General features: G+C 63.6%; 18 protein-coding genes and 2 pseudogenes. 17 read left to right on the top strand and 3 right to left on the bottom strand.

Features of this window, described 5'->3' with window-relative positions; translation table 11 throughout:
• Nucleotides 1-4: 4 nt before the first annotated feature.
• Nucleotides 5-1,249 (bottom strand): aromatic ring-hydroxylating oxygenase subunit alpha, encoded by a 1,245-nt coding sequence (locus BN2476_RS09725; protein WP_087733922.1) that lies wholly within the window; start codon nucleotides 1,247-1,249, stop codon nucleotides 5-7.
• A 256-nt stretch (nucleotides 1,250-1,505) separates the two neighbouring features.
• On the opposite strand from BN2476_RS09725, the gene BN2476_RS09720 reads away from it, so the two are divergent.
• From BN2476_RS09720 to BN2476_RS09665, 12 genes are all read left to right on the top strand, one after another.
• A complete protein-coding gene (locus BN2476_RS09720; RefSeq protein WP_235850780.1) occupies nucleotides 1,506-2,468 on the top strand; it encodes an arginase family protein in 963 nt (320 codons plus the stop codon).
• Between the two features lie 325 nt (nucleotides 2,469-2,793).
• Nucleotides 2,794-3,951 (top strand): acyl-CoA dehydrogenase family protein, encoded by a 1,158-nt coding sequence (locus BN2476_RS09715; RefSeq protein ID WP_087733975.1) that lies wholly within the window; start codon nucleotides 2,794-2,796, stop codon nucleotides 3,949-3,951.
• A 197-nt stretch (nucleotides 3,952-4,148) separates the two neighbouring features.
• Complete coding sequence (locus BN2476_RS09710; protein WP_328590283.1) at nucleotides 4,149-4,967, top strand: acyl-CoA dehydrogenase family protein; 819 nt, start codon at nucleotides 4,149-4,151, stop codon at nucleotides 4,965-4,967.
• A 10-nt stretch (nucleotides 4,968-4,977) separates the two neighbouring features.
• Nucleotides 4,978-5,772: a crotonase/enoyl-CoA hydratase family protein gene (locus BN2476_RS09705; protein WP_087733921.1), complete on the top strand. Its 795-nt coding sequence runs from the start codon at nucleotides 4,978-4,980 to the stop codon at nucleotides 5,770-5,772.
• Between the two features lie 60 nt (nucleotides 5,773-5,832).
• Nucleotides 5,833-7,017: a thiolase family protein gene (locus BN2476_RS09700; RefSeq protein WP_087733920.1), complete on the top strand. Its 1,185-nt coding sequence runs from the start codon at nucleotides 5,833-5,835 to the stop codon at nucleotides 7,015-7,017.
• 27 nt (nucleotides 7,018-7,044) lie between these two features.
• A complete protein-coding gene (locus tag BN2476_RS09695; protein WP_087733919.1) occupies nucleotides 7,045-7,809 on the top strand; it encodes an SDR family NAD(P)-dependent oxidoreductase in 765 nt (254 codons plus the stop codon).
• Nucleotides 7,810-7,816: 7 nt separating this feature from the next.
• Complete coding sequence (locus tag BN2476_RS09690; protein WP_087733918.1) at nucleotides 7,817-8,581, top strand: crotonase/enoyl-CoA hydratase family protein; 765 nt, start codon at nucleotides 7,817-7,819, stop codon at nucleotides 8,579-8,581.
• 774 nt (nucleotides 8,582-9,355) lie between these two features.
• Nucleotides 9,356-10,324: a LysR family transcriptional regulator gene (locus BN2476_RS09685; RefSeq protein WP_087733917.1), complete on the top strand. Its 969-nt coding sequence runs from the start codon at nucleotides 9,356-9,358 to the stop codon at nucleotides 10,322-10,324.
• A gap of 208 nt (nucleotides 10,325-10,532) precedes the next feature.
• Nucleotides 10,533-11,573, top strand: coding sequence for an ABC transporter substrate-binding protein (locus BN2476_RS09680; protein WP_235850779.1), 1,041 nt, complete (start codon nucleotides 10,533-10,535; stop codon nucleotides 11,571-11,573).
• A 104-nt stretch (nucleotides 11,574-11,677) separates the two neighbouring features.
• A complete protein-coding gene (locus BN2476_RS09675; RefSeq protein ID WP_087733916.1) occupies nucleotides 11,678-12,817 on the top strand; it encodes an ABC transporter ATP-binding protein in 1,140 nt (379 codons plus the stop codon).
• Nucleotides 12,810-13,718 (top strand): ABC transporter permease, encoded by a 909-nt coding sequence (locus BN2476_RS09670; RefSeq protein ID WP_143810929.1) that lies wholly within the window; start codon nucleotides 12,810-12,812, stop codon nucleotides 13,716-13,718. Before BN2476_RS09675 ends, BN2476_RS09670 begins: the two co-directional genes overlap by 8 nt.
• A 9-nt stretch (nucleotides 13,719-13,727) precedes the next feature.
• Entirely contained in the window at nucleotides 13,728-14,552 is an 825-nt protein-coding gene (locus BN2476_RS09665; protein WP_087733914.1) for an ABC transporter permease, read from the top strand.
• Nucleotides 14,553-15,327: 775 nt separating this feature from the next.
• Here the strand turns inward: BN2476_RS09665 and BN2476_RS09660 are convergent.
• Nucleotides 15,328-15,570: pseudogene (locus tag BN2476_RS09660) on the bottom strand (IS66 family transposase); the annotation flags it as partial.
• 90 nt (nucleotides 15,571-15,660) lie between these two features.
• Nucleotides 15,661-16,941 carry an aspartate aminotransferase family protein gene (locus BN2476_RS09655; RefSeq protein WP_235850778.1) on the bottom strand — a complete coding sequence of 427 codons (1,281 nt, stop codon included), beginning with the start codon at nucleotides 16,939-16,941 and terminating at the stop codon, nucleotides 15,661-15,663.
• Between the two features lie 425 nt (nucleotides 16,942-17,366).
• On the opposite strand from BN2476_RS09655, the gene BN2476_RS09650 reads away from it, so the two are divergent.
• The 5 genes and pseudogenes from BN2476_RS09650 to BN2476_RS09630 all read left to right on the top strand — a co-directional run bounded on the left by BN2476_RS09650 (nucleotide 17,367) and on the right by BN2476_RS09630 (nucleotide 23,712).
• Nucleotides 17,367-18,896, top strand: coding sequence for a CoA-acylating methylmalonate-semialdehyde dehydrogenase (locus tag BN2476_RS09650; protein ID WP_087733913.1), 1,530 nt, complete (start codon nucleotides 17,367-17,369; stop codon nucleotides 18,894-18,896).
• Between the two features lie 142 nt (nucleotides 18,897-19,038).
• Nucleotides 19,039-20,153: pseudogene (locus BN2476_RS09645) on the top strand (enoyl-CoA hydratase/isomerase family protein).
• 425 nt (nucleotides 20,154-20,578) lie between these two features.
• Nucleotides 20,579-21,427, top strand: a complete 849-nt coding sequence (locus tag BN2476_RS09640; protein ID WP_235850777.1) for an enoyl-CoA hydratase/isomerase family protein — start codon at nucleotides 20,579-20,581, stop codon at nucleotides 21,425-21,427.
• Nucleotides 21,428-21,539: 112 nt separating this feature from the next.
• A complete protein-coding gene (locus BN2476_RS09635) occupies nucleotides 21,540-22,403 on the top strand; it encodes a 3-hydroxybutyryl-CoA dehydrogenase (protein WP_087733912.1) in 864 nt (287 codons plus the stop codon).
• A gap of 121 nt (nucleotides 22,404-22,524) precedes the next feature.
• Nucleotides 22,525-23,712: an acetyl-CoA C-acyltransferase family protein gene (locus BN2476_RS09630; protein ID WP_087733911.1), complete on the top strand. Its 1,188-nt coding sequence runs from the start codon at nucleotides 22,525-22,527 to the stop codon at nucleotides 23,710-23,712.
• The last annotated feature ends 61 nt before the right edge of the window (nucleotides 23,713-23,773 follow it).

The following is a 23,773-nucleotide window of genomic DNA, read 5'->3' as shown; positions in this document are numbered from 1 at the left end:
TGATTTACATGTTCGTTGTGGACGGATGGGCGGATTCGACGCTCATCAGGAGGGGCGCGCTCGTAGCACGGCGCGGCGCGAGCCTGTCGGCGACGAAGAGCTGGAACAGGTGCAGCGCGCGCTCCCATTGCGGCGAAAACCGGGTGGCCAGCCCCAGTTCATGCCGGACGTGACATTGCGTCTGGAGTGACTTCCAGATCTTTTCATCCTCGCCGAAGACCTGCTTCCAGAATTCGGCACTTTGCTCGCGCACGGCCCGGAAACGGTCATGCACGGCCTCACGCACGAAGCGGGTCGTGGAGTGATAGGCGGTGCTCTCGGGGCCGGTGGGGACGATGAGCGAAGTCGAGATCGAGAAGGGCCCGCACGAGAGCACGGTGTTCGGAAAGACGAACAGCACCATGGACTCGGTCATGCCCGCTTTCGACATGGTGGGCATCACCGGCAGACGCACGCCGTCGCTTTGCGCTTCATACCGGGCCGCCGCCTCATCGAGGGTTCGCCGCGACGAGAATCCGGCGTACACGCTTCCGCCGTCTTCCGTGGCGTAGTCGGCGCTGTGGTCGAACGCCCGGTGCACGAAGGGCAGGTGGTAATCCTCGATCGACCCCTCAAGAACGATTTTCCAGTTTGCCGCATAGTGGAAGGCGCCTTCCCGGCCGCCAGGCGCGTGCTCGAGGCAGGCCAGGTCGAAGCTACGCTCGACGCGGGAGATCGCTGGCTTCAGGTGTTCGGCGAGCGGCAGCGCATGTCCGTCAAGATTGACGAAGACGACGCCCAGCCACTGCTCGCACCGCACGCTCAGCAGGCCGAGCGCATCCCGGTTGACGCCGGGCGACTCGTTTTGCCGCACGCCCGCGATGCCGGGCGTCGCGACGAGCTTGCCGTCCAGGCTGTAAGTCCACGAGTGGTACTGGCACCTGAGGTTGCGCGCCGAGCATTGCCCGTCGACAATTTTCATTCCACGGTGCCGGCACACGTTGTGGTAACAGCGGATGGACCGGTCCGTCGCGCGAACGAGCAGCAGTTCCCACCCGGCGATGGTCACCGCCTTCGCGTCGCCCACCTCGGGAATCTCGTGCGCGAACCCCACGCCCATCCAGCCCGTGGCGAAGATGTTGCGGCGCTCGGCCTCGTAAAAATCATCGGAAAAATAGGCGCGACCCGGTAACCCGAGGGCGACGCCTGTCGGCGCGCGCAGCGCCTTCAGTTCTTCCGGGGTAACAATCGGCGTTTTGGATGGACGCATGGGGTCACAGGCACGTTGATTTGCGTACGGCCATTTTCCAGGCATTGCGACGCCGCACGCCATCAGCGATTCACGAACCTAACATTGGGAAAAGCCGAGGACGGACCGGGCGGATTTACCAGCTTTCGGAAAGCCCGAAGAAAAAGTCCGATCTTCCTTGTTGTTCAGGACCGCCCAGGATGGTCAGATCACCGGTAACGAAGTCCGGATGGGTTCCGGGTCGTTTCCTAATCTCTATCGTGAGCTGACTATCTTCATGACCACTATCTCCAGTAATGCAACCCCGGAAGTAGCGCCGCTGACGTTCATGGGCGTGCCGCGCTGCGGGGACATTGGCACTATCGACGCGGATGTTGCGATCATGGGCGTGTCGTGCGCGACGCCGTACCTGCAGTCCGAGGCCTATGGCCTCGCGAACCTGTCCGGGCCGACCGCGCTGCGCCGCGCCTCCATTCCGCTGCTGCGCCTGCGTGATCGCCACGACTGGGATCTCGACGGCGTGTTTCTGCCCGATGGGAACGGGCGGGTGGTTGACATTGGCGATCTTCCCGTCAACTTCCACGAAGCGGAAACGAACCGCCAGATCATCCGGCAGACGGTCGAGCAGCTCGCCGCGCGCAAGACGGCCGTGATCGCGCTGGGCGGCGAGGACTCGGTGCCGACGCCGATGCTGCAGGGCCTGAGCAGCTACGAAGACGTCACCGTGCTGCAGATCGACGCGCACATGGACTGGCGCGACGAGAACCTCGGCGAGCGATGGGGGCTCTCGAGCGGCATGCGCCGCGCATCGGAGATGTCGTTTGTGAAGGACATCATCCAGGTCGGCACGCGCGGCCCGAGCTCGGCGGGTGACGTCGAAGTCAACGATGCGCGCAAGTGGGGGGCGAAGATTTTCACGGGCGAGGGCCTCTTCGATCGTGGCGTGCAGCCGATCATCGACTCCGTGCGCGAAGGCGCGAACGTGCACGTCAACTTCGACCTGGACGGGCTGGACCCGACCATCATGCCGGCCGTCTGGGTGCCGTCGCCCGGCGGCCTGAGCTTCTGGCACGCGATCAAGCTGATCCGCGGCATCGCGCGAAAGGCCAATATCGTCAGCGTCGCGATGGTCGAATACGTCGAGGCGCGCGATCCGGCAGGGCTGGCGGCCAACGTGGCCGTCAGGCTGACCACCGCCTTCATCAGCGAAATCCTGCGTCAACGGCAGGCGGCCCGCTAACGGCGCCAGGGACGGGTAGGCATCCCTCTGGTCGAGTTTTCGCGCACCGCGGAGGCGACGCGCCTGGTTCGTGCCCTTGGGGCGCCCCCTGAGGCAGTCCCTGACCCGGTCCCTGAGCGCCCCCCGACCCATGTGCGCCGCTCGCGGCGCTGCACGGCAGGCATGCTGTGCGCTGTCGTCGCCCGTCGTCGTAACCGGTCGTCGTTAACGATTGAGAACAGATCATGAGCATCCGTCTGTTTTTCGCTTCCATTTCGCGTGACGTGCATGACGTGCATGATGTATCGACCGCGCATGCCGCGCCCCGGTCCGGCCGCACCGCGTGATGGGCGCGCTGACTTCCCTGAAACTGTGCGCCATCCCGCCGGAAGACGAAGCGCTGCGCGACGGCGTGAGAACGTTCCTGAGGGAATCCATCGGGGGCGTTGCTCCGCATATCCGCGCCCGATCGTGGACCAGCGCTGACCCCGGGTTTTCGCGTGAACTGGCTCGCCGGGGATGGCTGGGGCTCGCCCTGCCAAAGGAGTATGGCGGCGGGGGCCGCAGCGCATTCGCGCGCCATGTCGTCGCCGAGGAACTACTCAATGTGGGCGCGCCCGTTGGCGCACACTGGATTGCCGATCGCCAGAGCGCGCCCCTGATACTCCGGTATGGCAGCGACGCACAGAAGCGCTTTTACCTGCCGAAGATCTGTCGCGCAGAAGCGTTCTTCTGCATCGGCATGAGCGAGCCCGGCTCGGGCTCCGATCTGGCTTCCGTTCGCACCCGCGCCGTTCGCAAGGACGGCGGCTGGCTGCTCAACGGCCAGAAGATCTGGACCACCAACGCACAGCACTGCCACTACATGATCGCGCTCGTGCGCACGTCGGGCGCACCGGAGGACCGGCGTCAGGGAATGTCGCAGATCCTGATCGACATGCGCCTTCCGGGCATCGTCGTACGTCCGATCACGGATCTCTGCGGCGACGCCCACTTCTGTGAAGTCTTCTTCGACGACGTCCAGCTGGACGCCGACGCGCTGATCGGCGAGGAAGGACATGGCTGGCAGCAGGTGACATCAGAACTTGCGTTTGAGAGAAGCGGTCCCGAACGGATTTTCTCCAGCATCGTGCTCTTCGACGAGTGGCTGGCATTCGTCCGGACCTCCGACGGCCGGACGCCGCATGCGGTCCGGCTCGCGGGCAGGCTGCTCGCGCACCTCGCCTCACTGCGCGCGATGTCGGTGGCGCTGACGGCGAGCCTCGCGAAGGGCGAGAGCCCGGCGGTCGAGGCTGCGCTCGTCAAGGATCTCGGCACCGCGCTCGAGCAGCTGATTCCGGCCGCCATCGCCGATGACCTCTATTCGCGGGACGGCCAGCATGTCCCCATGGAACTTCTGGCGACGCTCACCTATCTCGTGCAGGTTGCGCCGTCGTTCTCTCTGCGTGGCGGCACCCGCGAAATCCTGCGCGGCATGATCGCACGCGGACTGGGGCTGCGGTGATGGAATATTTGATGGAACAACCCATCAACGACCCATTTTCCGACGCGCTCGCACGACTGCTGTCGCAGGAGTGCACGCCCGACATGGTCCGTCGCATCGAAGCGGGCGGATCTGCCGATACGCTCTGGAACGTTCTCGAGGCGTCCGGCTTCGCGAATGCGCTGCTGCCCGCGGCGAAGGGCGGCGCTGAACTGTCAATGACAGAAGCGTTTGCGCTTTTCGAGTTGTGCGGAACGCACGTGTTGCCATTGCCGCTGGCCGAAACCATGGTCGCCCGGATGCTGCTCGCCTCGGCGAACTATGACATTCCCGCGGGCAGCATCACGCTGTCGGTGGCGACGCGGTACGGGGATCGCATCCGGTGTGGCGCGGTCGCCTTTGGCGCGGTGTCCGATCATGTGCTGGCGGCGGACGCGTCGGGCAACGCGTATCTGCTGCCTGCCGCCATCGCCCGCAAAAACCCGGACGTCTTCCCCCTTGACGCGGGTCTCGACTGGGACATCGGGCTGCTCGGGTCGATGCCACGCATCGCGTTCGGCGAGCTGCGCACGCTGCACGCCTGCCTGTGCACGGCCCACCTGTGCGGCGCACTGCAGGCCACGCTCAGCCGCACGTTGAGTTACGCGAATGAGCGTCTGCAGTTCGGCCGTGCGATCGGCGCCTTCCAGGCCATCCAGCATCAGTTGAGCGTGATGGCCGAACACGTGTTTGCGTCCCGGATCGCCGCGCAGCTGGGTTGCCGCGGACCACTGAAGGATCTTTCCCGTTTGGCCATCGCCGTCGCGAAGATCCTCACCAGTGAGGCCGCCCAGGAGGCGACTTCGATAGCGCACGCGATTCATGGCGCGGTCGGATTGAGCGCCGAGCATGACCTGCAACTGTTCACCAGACGGCTGTACTGGGGACGAAGGACGGCCGGTTCGGAAGGTTACTGGCACGACGTGCTGGGCGATGCCCTGCTGGCGAGCGAGTGCCGCGCGATCGACATGATCCGCGAAATCGGCGACATCCACTGACGAGGTTCTCATGGCAAATTTTCTGAATATCCGTCGCGAGGGCGCGATCCTTGTCCTGACCATGGACCAGCAGGAAACGCGCAATGCGCTGACGGGCAACACCGCGGTGCAGGAAATCGTCGACGCCTGCGCAATGGTCACCGCCGACGCCTGCGTGCGGGCGGTCATCATCACGGGCGCCGGCTCCGTTTTCAGCGCCGGCGGAAACGTGAAGGACATGCAGAAGTACGAGCGTGACAGGCCGCCGCCGGAGGTGGTGCGCGAGGAGTACCGCAGCGGCATCCAGCGTGTGCCCAAGGCGCTTTACCACCTGGAGGTGCCCGTGATCGCGGCCATCAATGGCCCCGCGATCGGTGCCGGTCTCGACCTTGCCTGCATGTGCGATATCCGCATCGCCTCTGCCGCGGCGACGTTTGCAGAAAGCTTCCTCAAGGTCGGTATCGTCCCGGGCGACGGTGGAGCGTGGCTCTTGCCCCGGGTCGTGGGCCGGGCGAAGGCGGCCGAGATGGCGTTTTTCGGCGAGCCCGTCTCGAGTGCGGAAGCGCTCGAATGCGGACTCGTCTCGCGCGTGGTCGAGCCCGATGCGCTGATGGATACGGCAATGAACGTCGCCTCCCGGATCGCCGCCCATCCTGGCGCGGTGCTGCGGATGACGAAACGCCTGCTGCGGGCGGCCGAGCACGGCTCGCTGGAGTCCTCGCTCGAACTCGCGGCCGCCTTTCAGGCGATCGCCCACATGAATCCCGATCACCACGAGGCGGTGCGCGCGTTTGCCGAAAAGCGACCGCCCAAATTTTCGCACTGAATCCCCGCGCCGATTTTTCCAACTGAGGCAGGACGATCTTCCCACTTCACTCCGGACAACATGACCCTTCAGACACCTCTTGTCGTCGACCTTGTGCGCAGCCCCGCCGGACGCATCAAGGCGGGCGGCGCATTTACAGAACTGCATCCGGCCGAACTGCTTGGCCAGGTCCTCCAGCACCTGGTGCAACGTACCGGGATTGATCCCGCCGAAGTAGGCGACGTCGTGACGGGATGCGTGAGCCAGGCAGGCGAGCAGTCGGTCACTCCGGGGCGCGTCGCGTGGCTGGGCGCGGGCTTTCCCGAGCATGTGCCGGCGACGACAATCGATCGCCGGTGCGGCTCCTCTCAGCAGGCGATCGCGTTCGCCGCGCAGGCCGTCATGGCGGGCGCGCACGACATGGTGATCGCCTGCGGCGTCGAGTCGATGAGCCAGGTACCGATGGGCAGCGCGCGGATGGGCAGGAATCCTTTCGGTCCTTCGTACATGGCGCGTTATGGTCAGCAGATTTCGCAGGGGGTGGCCGCAGAGCTCGTCGCCGCACGATGGAACCTCTCCCGCGACGAACTGGATCGCTATTCGGCGCAGTCGCATCAGCGCGCTGCGGCCGCGGCCGGGTCGGGGCAGTTCGCACAGGAGATCGTCGGCATTCGCACGGCTGCCGGGCTGGTCGATCAGGACGAATCCGTGCGACCGTCCACCACGGCTGACAGGCTGCGCGGACTGAAGCCGTCGTTTGCCGATGAGCGCCTGCGCGAGCGCTTCCCGGAGATCACGGACTGGCGTATCACCGCGGGCAATTCATCACAGATGACGGATGGGGCGGCTGCCGTGCTGATTGTGAGCGAACGGCTGGCGACGCGTCTGAATCTGCGGGCGCGCGCACGGTTCGTCGCGTTTGACGTGCGCGGCGACGACCCGATGATGATGTTGACGACACCGATCGCGTCGAGCCGCGCAGTGCTGCGGAAGGCGGGACTGAAGGTGCAGGACATCGACGCCTTCGAGGTCAATGAAGCCTTCGCACCGGTACCGCTTGCGTGGCTAAGGGAGCTCGATGCGGATCCCGCGCGCCTTAATCCGAGCGGCGGCGCGATCGCCCTGGGCCATCCCCTTGGCGCTTCGGGCGCGCGTATCGCGACGACGCTCGTGAACTGGCTCGAAATGCACAACGGTCGCTATGGACTGCAAACCATGTGTGAAGCCGGCGGCATGGCGAACACCATGGTGCTGGAACGAATCTAACGAAAAGGGGATAGGAGGAGCAACGAAATGGAGCAGGAAAAGAGCAGCGCTATCGTGACAGGCGGCGCGTCCGGGCTCGGGCTCGCGACGGTGCGGCGGCTTGTGGAGCAGAGCAGGTATGTCGTCATTGCGGATCTGCCGGGCTCGGGCGGCGCGCGCGTCGCGGATGAACTCGGCGGCCAGGTCCGGTTCGTCCCCGCGGACGTCACGAACGAGGCGCAGATTCAGGAGGCCGTCGCCACCGCGACAGCCCGCGCACCGCTGCGCGCGCTCGTGCACTGCGCCGGTCGGGGCGGCGCGCTGCGCGTCATCGACAGGGAGGGCAATCCCGCCTCGCAGGCGCTCTATGAAGAGGTCGTACGCGTGAATCTCTTCGGCACCTTCAATACCTTGCGGCTTGCCGCGGCCGCCATGGCGAAAAACGAGCCCCGGGATGGCGACCGGGGCGTATGCGTGCTGACGTCATCGGTCGCCGCGTGGGAAGGCCAGATCGGCCAGATACCGTACGCCTCCGCGAAAGCGGGCATCGTCGGCATGACGCTGGTCGCCGCGCGCGACCTCGCCCAGCACGCGATCCGGGTGATGACGATTGCGCCGGGGATTTTCGATACGCCGCTGCTCGCGCGTCTGCCCGAGAACGTACGGGCGTCGCTGGGCGCCGCCGTCCCGCATCCACCAAGACTTGGACAGCCGGACGAATTCGCCCGGCTTGTGTTGCAGATTCTCGACAACCCCATGCTGAACGGCGAGACCATCCGTCTGGATGGCGCCATTCGCATGCAGCCACGCTGAGGCGCTCATGAATTCCGAACTTCTGGTTGAACGCCGCGATGGCGTGCTCGTCATGACGATGAACCGGCCCGACGCACGCAATGCGATGACGCAGGCGCTGGCCCGTGAAATGGCTAACGCGCTTGACGAACTGGACGACGACGCAACGCTGCGCGTTGGCGTGCTCACGGGCGTCGGCGGGAATTTCTGCTCGGGCATGGATCTCAAGGGGTTCCTGCGTGGCGAGCTTCCTCGCATCGAAGGACGTGGATTCGGTGGGCTGACGCAAAAGCCCCCCCTGAAACCGCTTATTGCCGCGGTGGAAGGCTACGCGCTAGCGGGTGGATTCGAGATGGCGCTGGCCTGCGATCTGATCGTGGCGTCGCGCACCGCAAACTTCGGCCTGCCTGAAGCGAAGCGGGGCCTGGCGGCTACCGCGGGTGGTCTGATCCGCCTGCCGCAACGCATTCCCTATCATGTCGCCATGCAATACATCCTCACGGGCGACATGCTGCCCGCAGCGCCGGCCGCGCAATACGGTCTGGTGAACGTGCTGACCGAACCTGGCGAGACCCTCGCCGCTGCGTTCGCGCTTGCCGGAAAGATCCAGGCGAATGGCCCTCTCGCCGTGATGGCGGCAAAGCGGGTGGTGACTGAATCGGGTGACTGGTCCCAGGGCGAGATGTTCGAACGGCAGGCAGTCTGTACGCAGCGCGTCTTTGAATCTGAAGACGCGAAGGAAGGGGCCCGGGCCTTCGCTGAAAAACGCCGACCTGTCTGGAAAGGATGCTGAAGCGATTGCGATCCGAGGGTGATCCGAATGCGATTTGCATTCGCCCTGGGCGGCGGCGCATTCCTGATGGGACGCTCCGTCGCATGACCGCCCCGAAAAGCATCCGGAATTGCCGAAACAAGGATCTGCTTTTTCTTATTGCCTGAAATCAGTTCCCGTGCTTACTAGTCACGAGGATAGTCTGGACATCAGACGGATGGTGGTCTGTCGGCCACCGGTTTCATTCGCATAACCGGGCCGTGGCCCGTGTGTCGCCAGCGAACTACAACTACATTGACCGCGTGGCGCCCGCCGTGTCCCGGCCAGAAACACGCCAGGCTGCAGACGTCTCTTCCTGCGGGCGGCGTACAGTTTTCAGCAGTGGGCCTGCGCTTATTCGGTCCCTTTCATCAGTCCACCGAAGCAGGCGCGCGGAAGCTTCTGGTGGCCCGGCTTCGACGCGCGTCGCCATACCTGCCGTCTTTCTCATGCTGTCAGCATGGGCTTTTCCCTGATTGATCCTGTCGATGGGTGAACGACAATCGCTGGATACGATCGCAGCGCCTGGGAAAGGGCGAATCAGATAACGAGCGCGTATCGCCCCGCAATGGGACACGACGTCCACGTCCGCGGTTTCCTCATATCGAAAGGAACCCGCACATGGAATCGCCCGCGTAGTCGACAGCGATCGCATGACGCCAGGGCAGGGTGTAACTGACGCCGATCTGCGCTGCGCGATTTTTTGGCGATCTACACTCGAAGTGTCCCATCCATCATGAGAAGGAATCTGCGTCGATGTTGAAACTGAAGCAAGTCACGGATCTCGAGTTACGGCTGCTGCGCAGCTTCACCGAGATTGTTGACCGGGGAGGCTTTGCCGCCGCGCAGGCTGCGCTGAACATATCGCAGTCCGTGATGAGCGAGCACCTGAAGACGCTCGAGGTCCGACTCGGGTTTGTGCTGTGCAAGCGCGGACCTGGCGGTTTCAAGCTATTGCCGGAAGGCGAGCGGGTCTACAAGTCAGCCAAGCAACTCTTCGTCTCGATTGACGCGTTCAAGGCGGACATCGGCGAGATCGGCGACGAGATGGCGGGCGAGGTGATCGTTGCGGTCGAGGACGAGATCATTACCAACCCTGCGTGCCGGCTGCCCGAAGCACTGCAGATGTTTGGAGTTCGCGCGGGGCGCCGCGCGCGTGTGCAGGTCGAAGTCATGGTGGGCTATCAGGCCATCAGCCACGTCGCGGATGGCTCCGTGCACCTCGGCATCAGTCTCTCGGACGTCTATACGCGAGACGTGTCCACGCAGCATCTTTTTGATGAGGTCGGAGAAATCTACTGCGGAAGCGGACATCCTCTTTTCGATGTGCCTGACCACGAGATTACGGAAGCCCAGCTTGCCGAGTACCCCTATTCGAGTCGCGGACACCTGGAGCGCAAGGATGCGCTGCTCATCGGGAACGACTTCCGCTCGGGCGATGTCGGGCTGGGCGCGCAGGCGCAGCTGGCGCTTGTACTCTCGGGCAGGGATTTGGGATGGGTGCCTCAGCACGTCGCCGCACCGTCTGTCGCGATGCACAGGGCGCGCCCCGTCAGACCTGACATTACGCGCCGGACAGTTCCGATCAATGTCGTGAGTCGCGACGCCGGTCCACATGGAAAACTCGTCGCGCTGCTACGCTCCTGCATCGTCATGGCGCACACGTACGGCAACCCCTCCGAGGCCCGCCCCGCGGGCGTCTCTATCGCTGCAGTCAAGGGTTAACGCGGGTCATTCCAGTCGGACTGACTGACCGCAAATACCTGCGAGAGAACCGATCCTAGGTTCTCCTGGCAGCGATAGTGAAAAAAAATCCCGATCCATATACTGGTTTTTGAAGTCGCCGTTGTGGCGACTTCAAATTCGTGACGACTTCAGCGGCTCGCCAGTCCAAACCTGAAGCGTTCTCGTGAAACCAGCTCAAGGAAAGCACATGTTGATCGGGAAAGTAGTCAAGTGTTGTTCGGTCGCGGCCGTCCTGGCCATCAGTGGCCCGTCGGCCTTTGCCGACCAGGCGCCCAACCTGCAAGGGCAGAAAATCACCGCGGCCTTCTTTGGCGGCTCGCTTCAGAAGATGATCGAAGAAGCCTGGATGACGCCGTTCGAAAAGGCGACAGGCGCGAAGGTAAGCATCGACTCTCCTAACCCGAGAGCGAAGCTGAAGGCGCAGGTGGAGTCCGGCAACACCGTATGGGACATCTACACCGAAGATGCATCGTTCGTACAGCAAAACTGCGGCGTACTGTTCGAGAAGGTCGATACGTCGAAGTTCGTCGCAGCAGGCATCGACAAACGTTTCATCACCAACGACTGTGGCGTTTCGACGGTGGTGGTGGCCGAGGTGTTCGCCTACAACGAGGACAAATATAAAAACGCGCCCCCGAAAAGCTGGGCCGATTTCTTCGATCTCAAGAAGTTTCCGGGCAAGCGCGCGATCTTCAATAACCCGATGACGGGAATCCTCGAAATGGCGCTGCTCGCCGACGGCGTGCCCGTCGACAAGCTGTATCCCCTTGATCTCGATCGCGCATTCAAAAAGCTGGACACCATCAAGGACAAGATCACCTGGACGCAGTCGCCAGGCGGTCTGACCGACGCGCTCGTCAATAACCAGGTCGATCTCGCGCTCGCATTCTCGGGCCGCGTCGCGGCGGCGGCCAAGGCCGGCGCGAAGGTGGAGGTCGTGCGCAACCAGCAGCTCCTGTCGTGGGACCAGTGGGCGCTCGTCAAGGGTAGCAAGAACAAGGCTGCCGGCATCGCATTCCTCAATTTCGTCGCGCAGCCCAAGCAGCAGGCCAGCATGACAGAGCTCACGTCCTACGCGACGGCCAACACGGACGGACACCCGAAGGTCGATCCGCTTTCGGCGCACTTTCTGCCCGTTCGAGAAAGCGCCGTGTTCGTCAATCAGGACTGGTGGGCGAAGAACTTCGACACCGTCAATCAGCGCTTTGTGGCCTGGCAATCTCAGTAACGGGCAGCCTTGTATCGCGACGTATCAGCAGGATGGGGCCTCGACCCGGAGCACTTCCGGGCGATAGCCACCCATCATCAACGGATGGTTTGGGGAGGCGTGTGATGTCGTTTTCATCCCAAGGTATGACAAGGAACGGCGGCGGTCTTGGAGCCGCCCTGTCGATCAGGAATCTGACCAAACGCTATGGTCACAACGCGCCCGCTGTCGATGACGTGAGCCTGGAGATCCAGGCGGGTGAATTCGTCACATTCCTGGGACCGAGCGGTTCCGGCAAGACAACCACCCTGAGCATGGTGGCGGGATTCACGGACGTGACGTCCGGCCAGATCCTGCTCGGCGGCCAGCCGATCGAGGCGTTGCCGCCTCATCGCCGGAACATCGGGATGGTGTTCCAGAGCTACTCGCTGTTCCCACACATGACCGTGTTTGATAACGTCGCCTTTCCGTTGAGAAGGCGCGGCGTCGGCAAGGCGGAGATCCGGTCGCGAGTGGGGCGCGTTCTCGATCTGATCCAGCTTGCGGACAAGATGGACCGGTATCCGGTGGCGCTCTCGGGCGGGCAGCAGCAACGGGTTGCGCTCGCACGGGCGATTGTGTTCGAGCCGACGCTGCTGCTGATGGATGAGCCGCTCAGCGCGCTCGACAAGAAGCTGCGCGAACAGATGCAGCTTGAAATCCGCAGGCTTCACAAGGAACTGAAGATCACGTTCATCTTCGTGACCCACGACCAGGAAGAAGCGCTCGTGATGTCCGATCGCATCGCCGTTTTTCGCGACGGCAGGCTCGCTCAGGTCGGCACGGCCGCCGACCTGTACGAGCGGCCGCAGTCGCTTTTCGTCGCGAATTTTCTCGGCGATTCGAACATCCTGCACGGCACCGCTCGCGTCGAGCGGGATTCTCACATCCTCGAGAACCGCTGCGGAACCTTCATGGCGCCGCGCTCGCAGAAACTGGACGGTGCGGCAGCAGCCGCCATCAGCGTACGGCCTGAACGCATGCGCGTGATTCCTGTCGCGCAGGAATGCAGTGAACCCAACCGTGTGAATGCGCGCGTGTCGCAGATCATCTACGTGGGATCCTCGCGCAAGGTGGAGGTCGCGCTGCCCGACGGCACGCTGATGCAGGTCCGGGAGCAGCCGCGCGACCAGATCGACGTCAGGGAAGGGGCGGAGGTCTCTGTGTGCTGGCCCGTCTCGGCCAGCATGATGTTGCCTGTCGAAAAGGGAGGCGCAGGTGACTGACTCAGCCATCGTGTCCACGGATTCGTCGGGATCCGGTCTCGCCACTGCGCGTGTGCGCCCACGCGGCCGGATCAGTCGCGCGGCGCTGCTCATTCCTGTTCTCGCTTTTCTGGGACTGGTTTTTCTCTATCCCATCTTCACCATGACGGTGAAGAGCGTCACTGACATTCCGTCAGGCGCGAGCGCATGGTCGAATTTCGAATGGTTTTTCAGCGACCGCACGAACATGCGCATCTACTGGAACACGCTCGTCACGGCCTTCAAGGTCACGGTGTTCTGTGTGCTTGTCGCGTATCCGATGGCCTACGCGATGATGCGAGCGCGAGGCGTGTGGAAGCTCGCCATTCTGGGCGTCGTTCTGCTGCCATTCTGGACGAGCGCAGTGGTGCGTAACTTCGCCTGGGTCGTGATCCTGCAGGACAGGGGCGTCGTCAACTATGTCCTATCGCTTGTCGGTGCGCCCCCCGTCAGCATTTTGGGCACGGCGACCGCGGTCACCATCGGGATGGCGCAGGTGCTGCTTCCCTTTGCAGTGCTGCCCATCTACACGAGCATGCAGAAGATCGATGCAAGTCTGATGCGCGCTGCGCTGATGCTGGGCGCAAGACCCATCGTCGCATTCTTTACTGTATTCCTACCGCTGTCGATGACAGGCGTCTTCGCCGGGGCCGTGCTGGTCTTCGTTCTTTCGCTGGGATTTTATGTGACGCCAGCGATACTCGGCTCGCCTCGCGACGCGATGCTCCCGCAGATCATCTATGCGCAGGTCACTGAACTGCTGGCGTGGGGGCGCAGCAGCGCCATGGCGGTGGTGCTGCTCGTCACGACCGTCGGCATCCTGGCGAGTGGGGCGGTGATGACCCGCACTCTGCGCAACCGAATCGGCACGAAAGAACAGTGAGAGTCGGATATGAGCAAATACAACCGTTCCAGTTTCATCATGCGCCGCGCGAGCAATGTCGCGCTGTATGGTATTGCGAGCCTTGTCGCGTTCACCCTGATTGCACCATTGCTGGTCATCATCCCGATGAGCTTCAGCGGCGTGCAATCCTTCGCGTTTCCGCCCAGAGGCTTTTCGACGCAGTGGTACGTCAACTTGTTCACCAACCAAGCTTGGTATCGCGGCATGTTCCAGTCGTTCGGAATAGGGCTGGTCGTCACGCTGCTATCGCTTGTACTGGGCACCATGGCGGCCCTGGGGCTCACCAGGGTCAAGGGGGTCCTGAACGCGGCGACGTCGTCGCTGCTGCTCTCGCCGATGATCATTCCCGCCGTTGTGAGCGGCGTTGGTACGTACGCCGTCTTCCTCAAGTGGCATCTGACGGGGAACTATCTCGGATTTGTTCTTGCGCATACCGCACTTGCTACGCCGTTTGTCCTCACGACGGTGTCGGCGGCCCTGAAGGCCTTCAGCAAGACGATGGAGTATGCCGCCGCGAGTTGCGGCGCGACGCCTACGGAAACGTTCTTTCTTGTCACGTTGCCGATCATCAGCCCGGGACTCGCGAGCGGCGCGCTGTTCGCCTTCATGGCGTCCTTCGATGAAGTGGTCATCGCGTCGTTTCTGGGTGGTCCGGATCTGAAGACGTTGCCCGTCAAGATGTTCAACAGCGTGTATGTGGACTCGGACCCGACCCTGGCCGCCGTGTCGACTGTGATCATCGCGATCACGTCGATCGCCATCTTCGTGGTGATGCGTTTCAACCGCGGCAGGTCCTCGTACGCACAGGCATGAGCTGCGTGCGATCCAATCGCCCCACGCGCGGCTGGATCCCCGGGGCCGTCCGCGCAAGCACTGACGATGTGAGGGCTCATTGAGAAGGCACGTTGGCGCGAGGCGCAGGGATTGGTTGAAGCGCCGCCGTGATCGTGAATGGAATGCAGTGTCCGGGTTCGACTGCCTGAGTCCGCCCGGACCCTGGCAGGACGCGCCCTGCGATTTAGCGAAGTCGTTGGAGGACATCATGTACCGGCCTCAACACCTGTCACCCGAATTCATTGTCCTGGAAAGTCGGTATTGCCCGGGGGCGATGGATGGATATCGAAGAAAGGGTAAAGGCGGTCAGCGTATCGCGCGACACGCGCCGCTGGCGCGCCATCAGCGTGAGACAGGTTCGACGTCGGTCCCGGGTTACTGGCGCCGTCTCAGTGAGTACATCCGCCGGCTTATCTGAGCTTCCCGCACGCGCACCGGCTGTCTTGCGCGATCTCCCACAAGACGCACGCAGGCGGCGCGTCAGTTAACCTTTACCAGGGAACTGTCCATCGAGGCGTTACGCGAAGGCGCACCTTCGCACAAGGAGGCCACTCAACCACAAGCTTCGGTGTGACATGCTTTTCGCGGCGGCAATTAACATGGCTCAGGCTTTTTCTGAATCGGCGGATATCGCTTGACAGGGAGACAGGATGAAACCTTTCGCTGTAGTGTGGGAAAACGACTGTGGCTGCGAAACGGAATACTTTGAGAGAGTGAAGACCAGCAGGCCGCCTGCGTCGACGAATGCACAAGAACCGGGACAACTGCAGTTCGCCCACAGGTAACGCCTCACCTGCGGCTTTCGTCTTGGTTCCCTGAGTGCCTGGAAAGTCGTCTCGTCGTCGCAGATCAGCTCTGATTCGAGCAGCACGTCGCGCATCAGGTTGATCACCGGCTGCGTGGCCAGTCCCACTCGCACGACACTCGCTGCCGGCGGGTTCGACGAGATGTCCCTGTCGAAGCGGCGCAGCGGCGTGGTCTGGCGATACAGCGGCATGCTCCGTGAGCAACCCGTTCCGGGACGCCTTCGCTGACAACGGTCTGCGAAGGCGGGCCGAAATGGATGGGAGGATGTGTTTCTGGCAAATCAGTTCAGGACGGAAGCAATCGAGTCGTCCAGTACGCTCAGAATCTGGTCAATGTCTTCGTTCGACAGCGCGAGCGAAAAGTAGAACTTCCCATGCGTGAGCACGCCGCGTCGGACCATCGCCGTCATCAGCTGTCGCTGCAGCTTGAGGTTGCCCGATACGCTGCTGCGGTAATCGATGACGGGCGTATCCGTCAGCAGGATCTGCGACAGCGGTCCCGAGCCGATCGCCTGGCCCGGCAGGCCGCGTCTCGCGAAGATTTCGGCCGCGCCTTTACGGAAACGGTCGCCAATCTCGTCCAGGCGTTCATAGGTGCCCGGGCGACGCAGCACGTTCAGGGTCGCAATGCCCGCCGTCGCGGCGACCGAATTGCCGCAGGTCGTATTGCCCGTGAAGCACTTGCGAGGATCCGCGGGACTGCGCGGATTCGCCAGTCCCATGATGTCCGCGCGACCGCCCACCGCCGACAGCGGCAACCCGCCGCCAATCACCTTGCCGTAGGTGCCGAGATCGGGCAGAACGTTAAAGCGCGCCTGGGCGCCGCCCCATGCAAGACGGAAACCGGTCACCACCTCATCGAAAATGAGCAGGATGCCGTGGGTGTCGCAGATCGCGCGCAGTCCTTCCAGGAAGCCAGGCTGCGGATCGATACAGCGCTGCTGGGCTTCCACAATGATGGCGGCGATCTCGTGTCCTGATGTCCTGACGATGTCCTCGACGACGGTCAGGTTGTTGAACGGCGCGATCAGCACTTCGCTCTCGAGCACGCGGGGAATGCCCGCGCTGTCGGGGCGCGCGTTGGGGAAGTCCGGCTGCGGAGCCGGCGGGTTCATGCTCATGAGCGCGTAGTCATTGCCGCCCAGGAAGCCACCTTCGAATTTCAGGATTTTCGAGCGCCCCGTGAACGCCCGCGCAAGACGCATCGCGTACAGCGTGGCATCGGACCCCGTGACGCCGTACTTGACTTGCTGCGCGCACGGAATCGCGGCAACCAGGTGCTCGGCGAGCTCGATGCCTTTTTCGTTCAGCAGGTAGAAGTTCGACGGGCATTCGACCGCCTTGCGCAGGGCCTCGACGACTTCAGGATGCGCGTGACCCAGCAGCATCGGTCCCGAGCCGTTGACGCAATCAATGTACTCCTTGCCATCCACATCGTAGACCCTCGCGCCTTTCCCGTCCCTGATGACGAGATCGACTTCCTCGTCGAGTACGTAGGTCGTAAATGCACCGCCCGGCATGACCCGGTAGGCGGTGGCAAGCTTCTCTTTCATGGTTCCCATGATCATTTTGATAAGTAGTTGCGGTGCTACCAATGTCACCATGCGAGGCCCGGCAGAGCAACACGGGAGTACGAAGGCTTGTTTCGGACTTTCCGAAGCATCACAGGCAAATTCGCTCAGTATGATAGAGCGGCATGAGCATCGAACGCTGTCGACAGCCAATCTACTATGGACACCATATTGCCTGCTCCGGTCGAGATAACCTGCGCCGCCGCGCTGGCGACGAAGTCAGCCGCGATGATCCGTCGCGCGCGCAGTGTCCGGACCGGGAGAGCACAAGAACAACGCGAAGCGGGCTGGTAACTACCGCTGGCAACTACCGCCAGCAGGTCCAGCCTTGCACGCCGGCAGTGGTTCGCCAGTGCCAGGAATCCGTCGCCAGAGAAGCGATTTCGTGGCGACCTTAACAAAAGGAGGAGTCAACCTTGAACGCAATTCCGACGTCCCGTACGGGGCAAGCCATTTCCACCGCCAAGCTGCTGATCGACGGCGAGTTCACCGAATCGCGCACTACCGAATGGCGCGATATCGTGAACCCCGCCACGCAGGAGGTGCTCGCGCGTGTGCCGTTCGCGACGAAAGAGGAAGTGGATGCCGCGATCCGCTGTGCGCACGCCGCGTTCGATACGTGGAAGAAGACACCCGTCGGCGCCCGCGTTCGCATCATGCTCAAGTATCAGGCGCTCATCCGCGAACACATGCCGCGCATTGCGAAGACGCTGTCGGCCGAGCAGGGCAAGACGGTGCCCGATGCGGAAGGCGATATTTTCCGCGGCCTGGAAGTGGTGGAGCATGCATGCTCGATCGGCACCCTGCAGCAGGGCGAATTCGCGGAGAACGTGGCAGGCAGCGTCGACACGTACACCTTGCGCCAGCCGATCGGCGTGTGCGCGGGCATCACGCCGTTCAACTTCCCCGCGATGATTCCGCTGTGGATGTTCCCGATGGCCATCGTGTGCGGCAACACCTTCGTGCTGAAGCCCTCCGAGCAGGATCCGCTGTCGACAATGCAACTGGTCGAACTCGCGATCGAAGCGGGCGTGCCGAAGGGTGTGCTGAACGTCGTGCATGGCGGCAAGGAAGTGGTCGACGCGCTGTGCACGCATGAACTCGTGAAGGCGATCTCGTTCGTCGGCTCGACGGCGGTCGGCACACACGTCTACAACCTCGGCAGCCAGCATGGCAAGCGCGTGCAATCGATGATGGGCGCGAAGAATCACGCCGTCGTGCTGCCCGACGCGAACCGCGAGCAGACGCTGAACGCGCTCGCGGGCGCCGGCTTCGGCGCGGCGGGGCAGCGCTGCATGGCGACCTCGGTGGTCGTTCTGGTGGGTGCGTCGAAGGACTGGCTGCCCGAACTCGTCGAGAAGGCGAAGACGCTGAAGGTCAACGCGGGGCATGAGCCGAAGACGGACGTTGGCCCGGTCGTGTCGCGCACCGCGAAGGAGCGGATTCTCGGTCTGATCGAGGCGGGTGTGAAGGAGGGCGCGACGCTTGCGCTCGATGGCCGCGATGTGAAGGTGCCGGGCTATGAAGGAGGCAACTTCGTCGGCCCGACGATCTTCAGCGACGTCACGACGGAGATGGAAATCTACACGACCGAGATCTTCGGCCCGGTGCTGTGCGTGATGACCGTGCCGACGCTCGACAATGCGATCGCGCTCGTGAACAGCAACCCGATGGGCAATGGCGTTGGTCTTTTCACGCAAAGCGGCGCGGCCGCGCGCAAGTTCCAGAGCGAGATCGATATCGGCCAGGTCGGGATCAATATCCCGATTCCCGTGCCCGTGCCGTACTTCAGCTTCACAGGTTCGCGCGGCTCGAAGCTCGGCGATCTCGGCCCGTACGGCAAGCAGGTCGTCCAGTTCTATACGCAGACGAAGACGGTCACCGCGCGATGGTTCGAGGACGGGACGACGGCAGGCCCGGTGAACACGACCATCCGTCTGGGCTGATCGGGAGGACGAGGCGATGAATACGGGATCGATCGAGCCTGCCCAGGGGGGACGCGCCGATGGCGGTGAACCGGCCGTACGCGCGTCACGCGTTCCACCCGTGTCATGTGTGCGGGCGTTCGCCGCAGTGGCGGGGGCGACCATGAACACGCCGGCCAGGATGCAGGACGCCGATCCCAACGCCTTGTCCGATGTGCAGTTTCGCACGCTGAACCGCGTCGCGCTGATCACGCTGAACCGGCCGGGGGCGCTCAACGCACTGTCGTCCGGCATGGTGCGTTCGCTGACGGCGCTCCTCGAGCACTGTCGGCGCGATCACGACATCGTCGCGGTCGTGCTCAGGGGCGCAGGAACGCGGGGCTTCTGCGCAGGCGGCGATGTGCGTGAGCTGTACCGCATGGCGGGCGAAGCAGATGGCGACTGGCTGTCGTTTTTCATTGACGAATACCGGCTCGACTACATGCTGCACACGTTCCCGAAGCCCGTAGTCGCGCTGATGGACGGCGTGACCATGGGCGGCGGGATGGGTCTCGCGCAGGGCGCTGCGCTGCGCGTCGTGACGGAGCGCAGCCGGATCGCGATGCCCGAGACGCGCATCGGGCTCGTCCCGGACGTGGGCGCCACGCATTTTCTGGCGAAGCTGCCCGTGGAGCTCGCACTTTACGTCGGCCTGACGGGCGCGATGCTATCGGGCCCGGACGCGCTTGCCGCAAAGCTTGCGGACCTGTGCGTGCCGTCGTCATGGCTGGATTCGTTTGAGGCGCGTCTTGAATGCGCCGCCTGGAACGGCGACGTATTGCACGAGCTTTATCGCCTGTTCGAACCTCCGCGCAATGTGGTCCCGCATGAGGAGCTGGACGCCTGGTACCCCTGGATTGCCCATCACTTCGACCGGCGCTCGGAAGTCGAGCGCACGGTCGCGACCCTGCAGCGGGATCTCGCGCGCGAGCGGCTCTCGCTGGACTATCGCGCATGGCTGCAGACGACGCTCGATGCGCTCACCTCGCACTCGCCGACGATGCTGTGTGTGACGCGCGAAGCGTTGCTGCGCGGGCGCCATATGACGCTTGCCGAGTCGTTTCGCATGGAGCTCGGAATCGTGGCGCGGGCGATCGGCGAAGGCGATTTCCGCGATGGGCGCCCGCCGCACTTGTGGAAGTGCGCGACGAGCGCGTCCGGCATTTCCTGAGATCGCCGTGGAAGATGGAAGCGCATCCGCTTTCTGGGCTTGAAACCGGCGGTCAGCACCGCCACTGATCCGCACTCAGCCGCGGGGCGAAGCGGGGCGGCGCTCATGACCTGACCACCCCGGGGTTGCCCCGGGTTGCCTGCGTGGCGCAGGATCCGGCGCGCACCATGCCCCCCGGTGCGTTTGCGCAGAACCGCGCTCCGGCAACGCACGCTGGCTGGACGCCCTTGCTCATCCATCGAAAAAGGGGACGCCCGGTGCGCCCGGCTGCCGCGCCATCCGCGGGAATGCTCGCGTGCGTGCCCGCGTGATCGGTGAACGCGACGCCCCTGAATGACCCTCCGCCGCAGCACATGTAGCGACTCTGCCGAAGTAAGGTTTGGCTCCTGCGTGTTGTTGCCGGGCCTCGCGCATGTTTCCATTGATGCCTGTATCGAAAGGGCGCTCCACTGCCCATATGGCGGAGATGGACTGAGCACTTACTGGAGGGACAGTGACAACAATCAACCAATCGGCCCGTGGATCGGCTCCTGAAGTGGCCACTGAAGTAGCCCCCGAAACCGCGCCGATCCTGGTGCGCAAGGCGCACGGGGTAGCCGAGATCGTGCTGAACAGGCCCGCGTCAATGAACGCGCTCACGGTCGACATGGCGCGGCAGCTGAGCGCGGCCTGCGCGGCGATCGCCGCCGACAGCGCCACGCGCGCGGTCGTGCTCCGTGGCGCAGGAAAGGCATTTTGCGTGGGCGCCGACGTGCGGCTCTTTGGCCATGACATGGATAGTGCCCCACAGATATCGGACCAGATGATCGAGGCGCTGAACGAGGCGGTAATCCTGCTGGGCGAGATGCCGCAGCCGACCATCGCCAGCCTGCAGGGACCCGTAGCCGGTGCTGGCATCAGTCTGGCGCTGGCCTGCGACATGGCGATCGCCGCGCGCAACGTATCGCTCAACGCCGCGTACACGCGCATTGGCGCCTGCGTCGACGTCGGCATTTCCTGGCACCTTCCACGCATCGTGGGACTGCGAAAGGCCACCGAGATCCTGCTTCGGGGCGACGCCATCGACGCAGAGGAAGCGCTGCGTCTCGGGCTGGTCAACGCGCTGGTTCAGACCGATGAGATCGACGCGCAAACGCGCGCGCTCGCGCAGCACTTCGCCAGCGGCCCGACATGTGCGTTTCGCACCGTCAAGCAGTTGCTGAAGCGCTCATTCGACAACAGCCTGCGGGCGCAGCTCGAGGACGAGCGCCGGGGGTTCGGCGTCTGTGTGACGACAGAAGATTTTCGGGAAGGCGTGCACGCGTTTCTCGGCAAGCGTGCGCCCCGGTTCGCAGGCTCGTAGGCGCACTCATGGCACTCGAGGCAGTCACCGGCCCGTGAGCACAGACAGACAGTCAGGCGGTGCGGCGCGCCTTGCCCGCGCCGGATACGGCAGAAATACAGGAGATTAAGGGATGGAGATCGAAACAGTTGGCGTCGTAGGCGCAGGCATCATGGGCAGCGGCATCGCGCAGGTCCTGGCCGCTAGCGGACTGAGCGTGATCATCGTCGATCGTAACGACACGATACTGGCGCATGCGAAGGAAAAGATCGGCCAGAACCTGGCGTACTTCGTGAAGAAGGAACAGATGACCGGGGATCAACGGCAGGACATCCTCAGTCGCATCGGCACAACGACGGGTCTGGTCGATCTGCGAGACGCCGATTTCGTTATTGAAGCCGCCAGTGAAAACGAGACCATCAAGGTCGGCATCCTCAAAGAACTGGACACCGTCGTCCGTCAGTCATCCATCGTCGCGACGAACACCTCGTCGATTTCCATCACGCGGCTGGCGGCAGCCACCGCCCACCCCGGGCGCGTGATCGGCATGCATTTCTTCAATCCCGTCCCGCGCATGGGGCTCGTCGAACTGATCCGCGCGCTGACCACCAGCGACGCCACGCACGCGATCGCCGACGCGCTCGTCAGGCGCATCGGCAAAACCCCGATCACGGTGGAAAACAGACCCGGGTTCGCTGTCAACCGGATCCTGTGCCCGATGATTAACGAGGCCATTTTTGTGCTGTCGGAGGGCATCGCCTCTGCAGAGGAAATCGATGAGGGCATGAAGCTCGGATGCAATCACCCGATTGGCCCGCTGGCGCTCGCCGACCTGATCGGGCTCGATACGCTGCTCTCGGTGCTGCTGGTCTTCTACGAAGGCTTCAAGGATCCGAAATACCGGCCGGCCCCCTTGCTGCAGGAGATGGTCGATGCAGGCCGCCTCGGCAAGAAATCGGGGATCGGGTTCTACGACTATTCGCCCACGACTGCCTGACGCAGCGATGAATAACGGTGAACGGTGAATGGCTGGCAGCGGACGAACTGACGCACCGGATAACGGAGCGCGCTGGCTAGGTTCGATCCGTTTCAATGGATCAAGTTAAATGGGAAACGCAATGAGAAAGCGTGAAGTCGCCATCCTGGCGACCGCGAGAACCGCGATTGGCACCTTTGGTGGGGCGCTCAGGGACGTGCCGTTGCGCGACCTTGGCGTGACAGTCGTCAAGGCGTCACTGGAGCGCTCTGGCCTGGCGCCGGCCGATGTCGGACAGGTGGTGCTCGGCAACGTGGTGCCGACGGAGCCGGCTGACGCCTATCTGAGCCGCGTCGCTGCGCTCGGCGCCGGCATCCCGAAAGAGGCCACCGCGTATAACGTCAATCGCCTGTGCGGCTCGGGCCTGCAGGCGATCGTCTGCGCTTCCCAGGCGGTTGCGCTTGGCGACACGGATTTCGCAATCGCGGGAGGTGCGGAGTCCATGAGCCGCGGCCCGTATCTGCTGCCCGCAGCGCGCTGGGGCCAGCGCATGGGTGACAGCCAGGTCATCGACTACATGAATGGCATTCTGCACGATCCTTGGCAGCGTCGTCACATGGGCATCACCGCGGAGAATGTCGCTGAAAGGTATGGCATCTCGCGGGCGATGCAGGACGCGCTCGCGCTCGAGAGCCAGCAGCGGGCGGCCAGCGCGATCCGCAACGGCTACTTCACGCAGCAGATCGTTCCCGTCACGATCAGGCGGCGCACAGGGGACGTCGTGTTCGATACGGACGAGCATGTGCGCGCCGATGTCACGGAAACGGCGCTGTCCCAGATGAAGCCGGTGTTCAGGGCGGACGGCGGGACGGTCACCGCGGGCAATGCGTCGGGAATCAATGATGGTGCGGCAGCCGTCGTGCTGGGCGACCTGGAGCAGGCGCTGGAGCGCGGACTGAAGCCGCTCGCGCGACTCGTCGGGTACGCGCACGCCGGCGTCGAACCCGAACTGATGGGCATTGGACCGGTGCCCGCCACGCGCCTTGCGCTCCAGCGAACCGGCTTGGGTATCCGCGATATCGATGTCGTGGAGGCCAATGAGGCTTTCGCCGCACAGGCCTGCGCGGTGACGCGCGAACTCGACCTCGATCCTGCCAGGGTGAACGTGCACGGCTCGGGGATCTCGCTCGGGCATCCCGTTGGCGCCACGGGCGCGATCATCACGGTGAAGGCGATCGCGGAACTGCATCGCACGGGTGGGCGCTATGCGCTCGTGACTATGTGCATCGGAGGCGGGCAGGGCATTGCAGCCATCTTCGAGCGCCTTTAGGCATGCCACCAGCCGATGACGTCGACGCTTCATGAGCTAACGTACCCTGGCGCCGCGGCAA

The sequence above is a fragment of the Paraburkholderia piptadeniae genome (assembly GCF_900007165.1).
GTDB classification, from domain to species: Bacteria; Pseudomonadota; Gammaproteobacteria; order Burkholderiales; family Burkholderiaceae; genus Paraburkholderia; species Paraburkholderia piptadeniae.
Note: the sequence above shows the minus strand (reverse complement) of the source record. Positions and strands in the feature narration are given on the sequence as shown.

Coding starts and splice junctions, on each gene's coding strand:
- BN2476_RS09680 (WP_235850779.1), top strand. CDS start 10,533: ATGTTGATCGGGAAAGTAGTCAAGTGTTGTTCGGTCGCGGCCGTCCTG.
- BN2476_RS09695 (WP_087733919.1), top strand. CDS start 7,045: ATGGAGCAGGAAAAGAGCAGCGCTATCGTGACAGGCGGCGCGTCCGGG.
- BN2476_RS09655 (WP_235850778.1), bottom strand. CDS start 16,941: ATGGGAACCATGAAAGAGAAGCTTGCCACCGCCTACCGGGTCATGCCG.
- BN2476_RS09635 (WP_087733912.1), top strand. CDS start 21,540: ATGGAGATCGAAACAGTTGGCGTCGTAGGCGCAGGCATCATGGGCAGC.
- BN2476_RS09705 (WP_087733921.1), top strand. CDS start 4,978: ATGGCAAATTTTCTGAATATCCGTCGCGAGGGCGCGATCCTTGTCCTG.
- BN2476_RS09685 (WP_087733917.1), top strand. CDS start 9,356: ATGTTGAAACTGAAGCAAGTCACGGATCTCGAGTTACGGCTGCTGCGC.
- BN2476_RS09675 (WP_087733916.1), top strand. CDS start 11,678: ATGTCGTTTTCATCCCAAGGTATGACAAGGAACGGCGGCGGTCTTGGA.
- BN2476_RS09710 (WP_328590283.1), top strand. CDS start 4,149: ATGACAGAAGCGTTTGCGCTTTTCGAGTTGTGCGGAACGCACGTGTTG.
- BN2476_RS09720 (WP_235850780.1), top strand. CDS start 1,506: ATGACCACTATCTCCAGTAATGCAACCCCGGAAGTAGCGCCGCTGACG.
- BN2476_RS09690 (WP_087733918.1), top strand. CDS start 7,817: ATGAATTCCGAACTTCTGGTTGAACGCCGCGATGGCGTGCTCGTCATG.
- BN2476_RS09715 (WP_087733975.1), top strand. CDS start 2,794: ATGGGCGCGCTGACTTCCCTGAAACTGTGCGCCATCCCGCCGGAAGAC.
- BN2476_RS09665 (WP_087733914.1), top strand. CDS start 13,728: ATGAGCAAATACAACCGTTCCAGTTTCATCATGCGCCGCGCGAGCAAT.
- BN2476_RS09725 (WP_087733922.1), bottom strand. CDS start 1,249: ATGCGTCCATCCAAAACGCCGATTGTTACCCCGGAAGAACTGAAGGCG.
- BN2476_RS09700 (WP_087733920.1), top strand. CDS start 5,833: ATGACCCTTCAGACACCTCTTGTCGTCGACCTTGTGCGCAGCCCCGCC.
- BN2476_RS09630 (WP_087733911.1), top strand. CDS start 22,525: ATGAGAAAGCGTGAAGTCGCCATCCTGGCGACCGCGAGAACCGCGATT.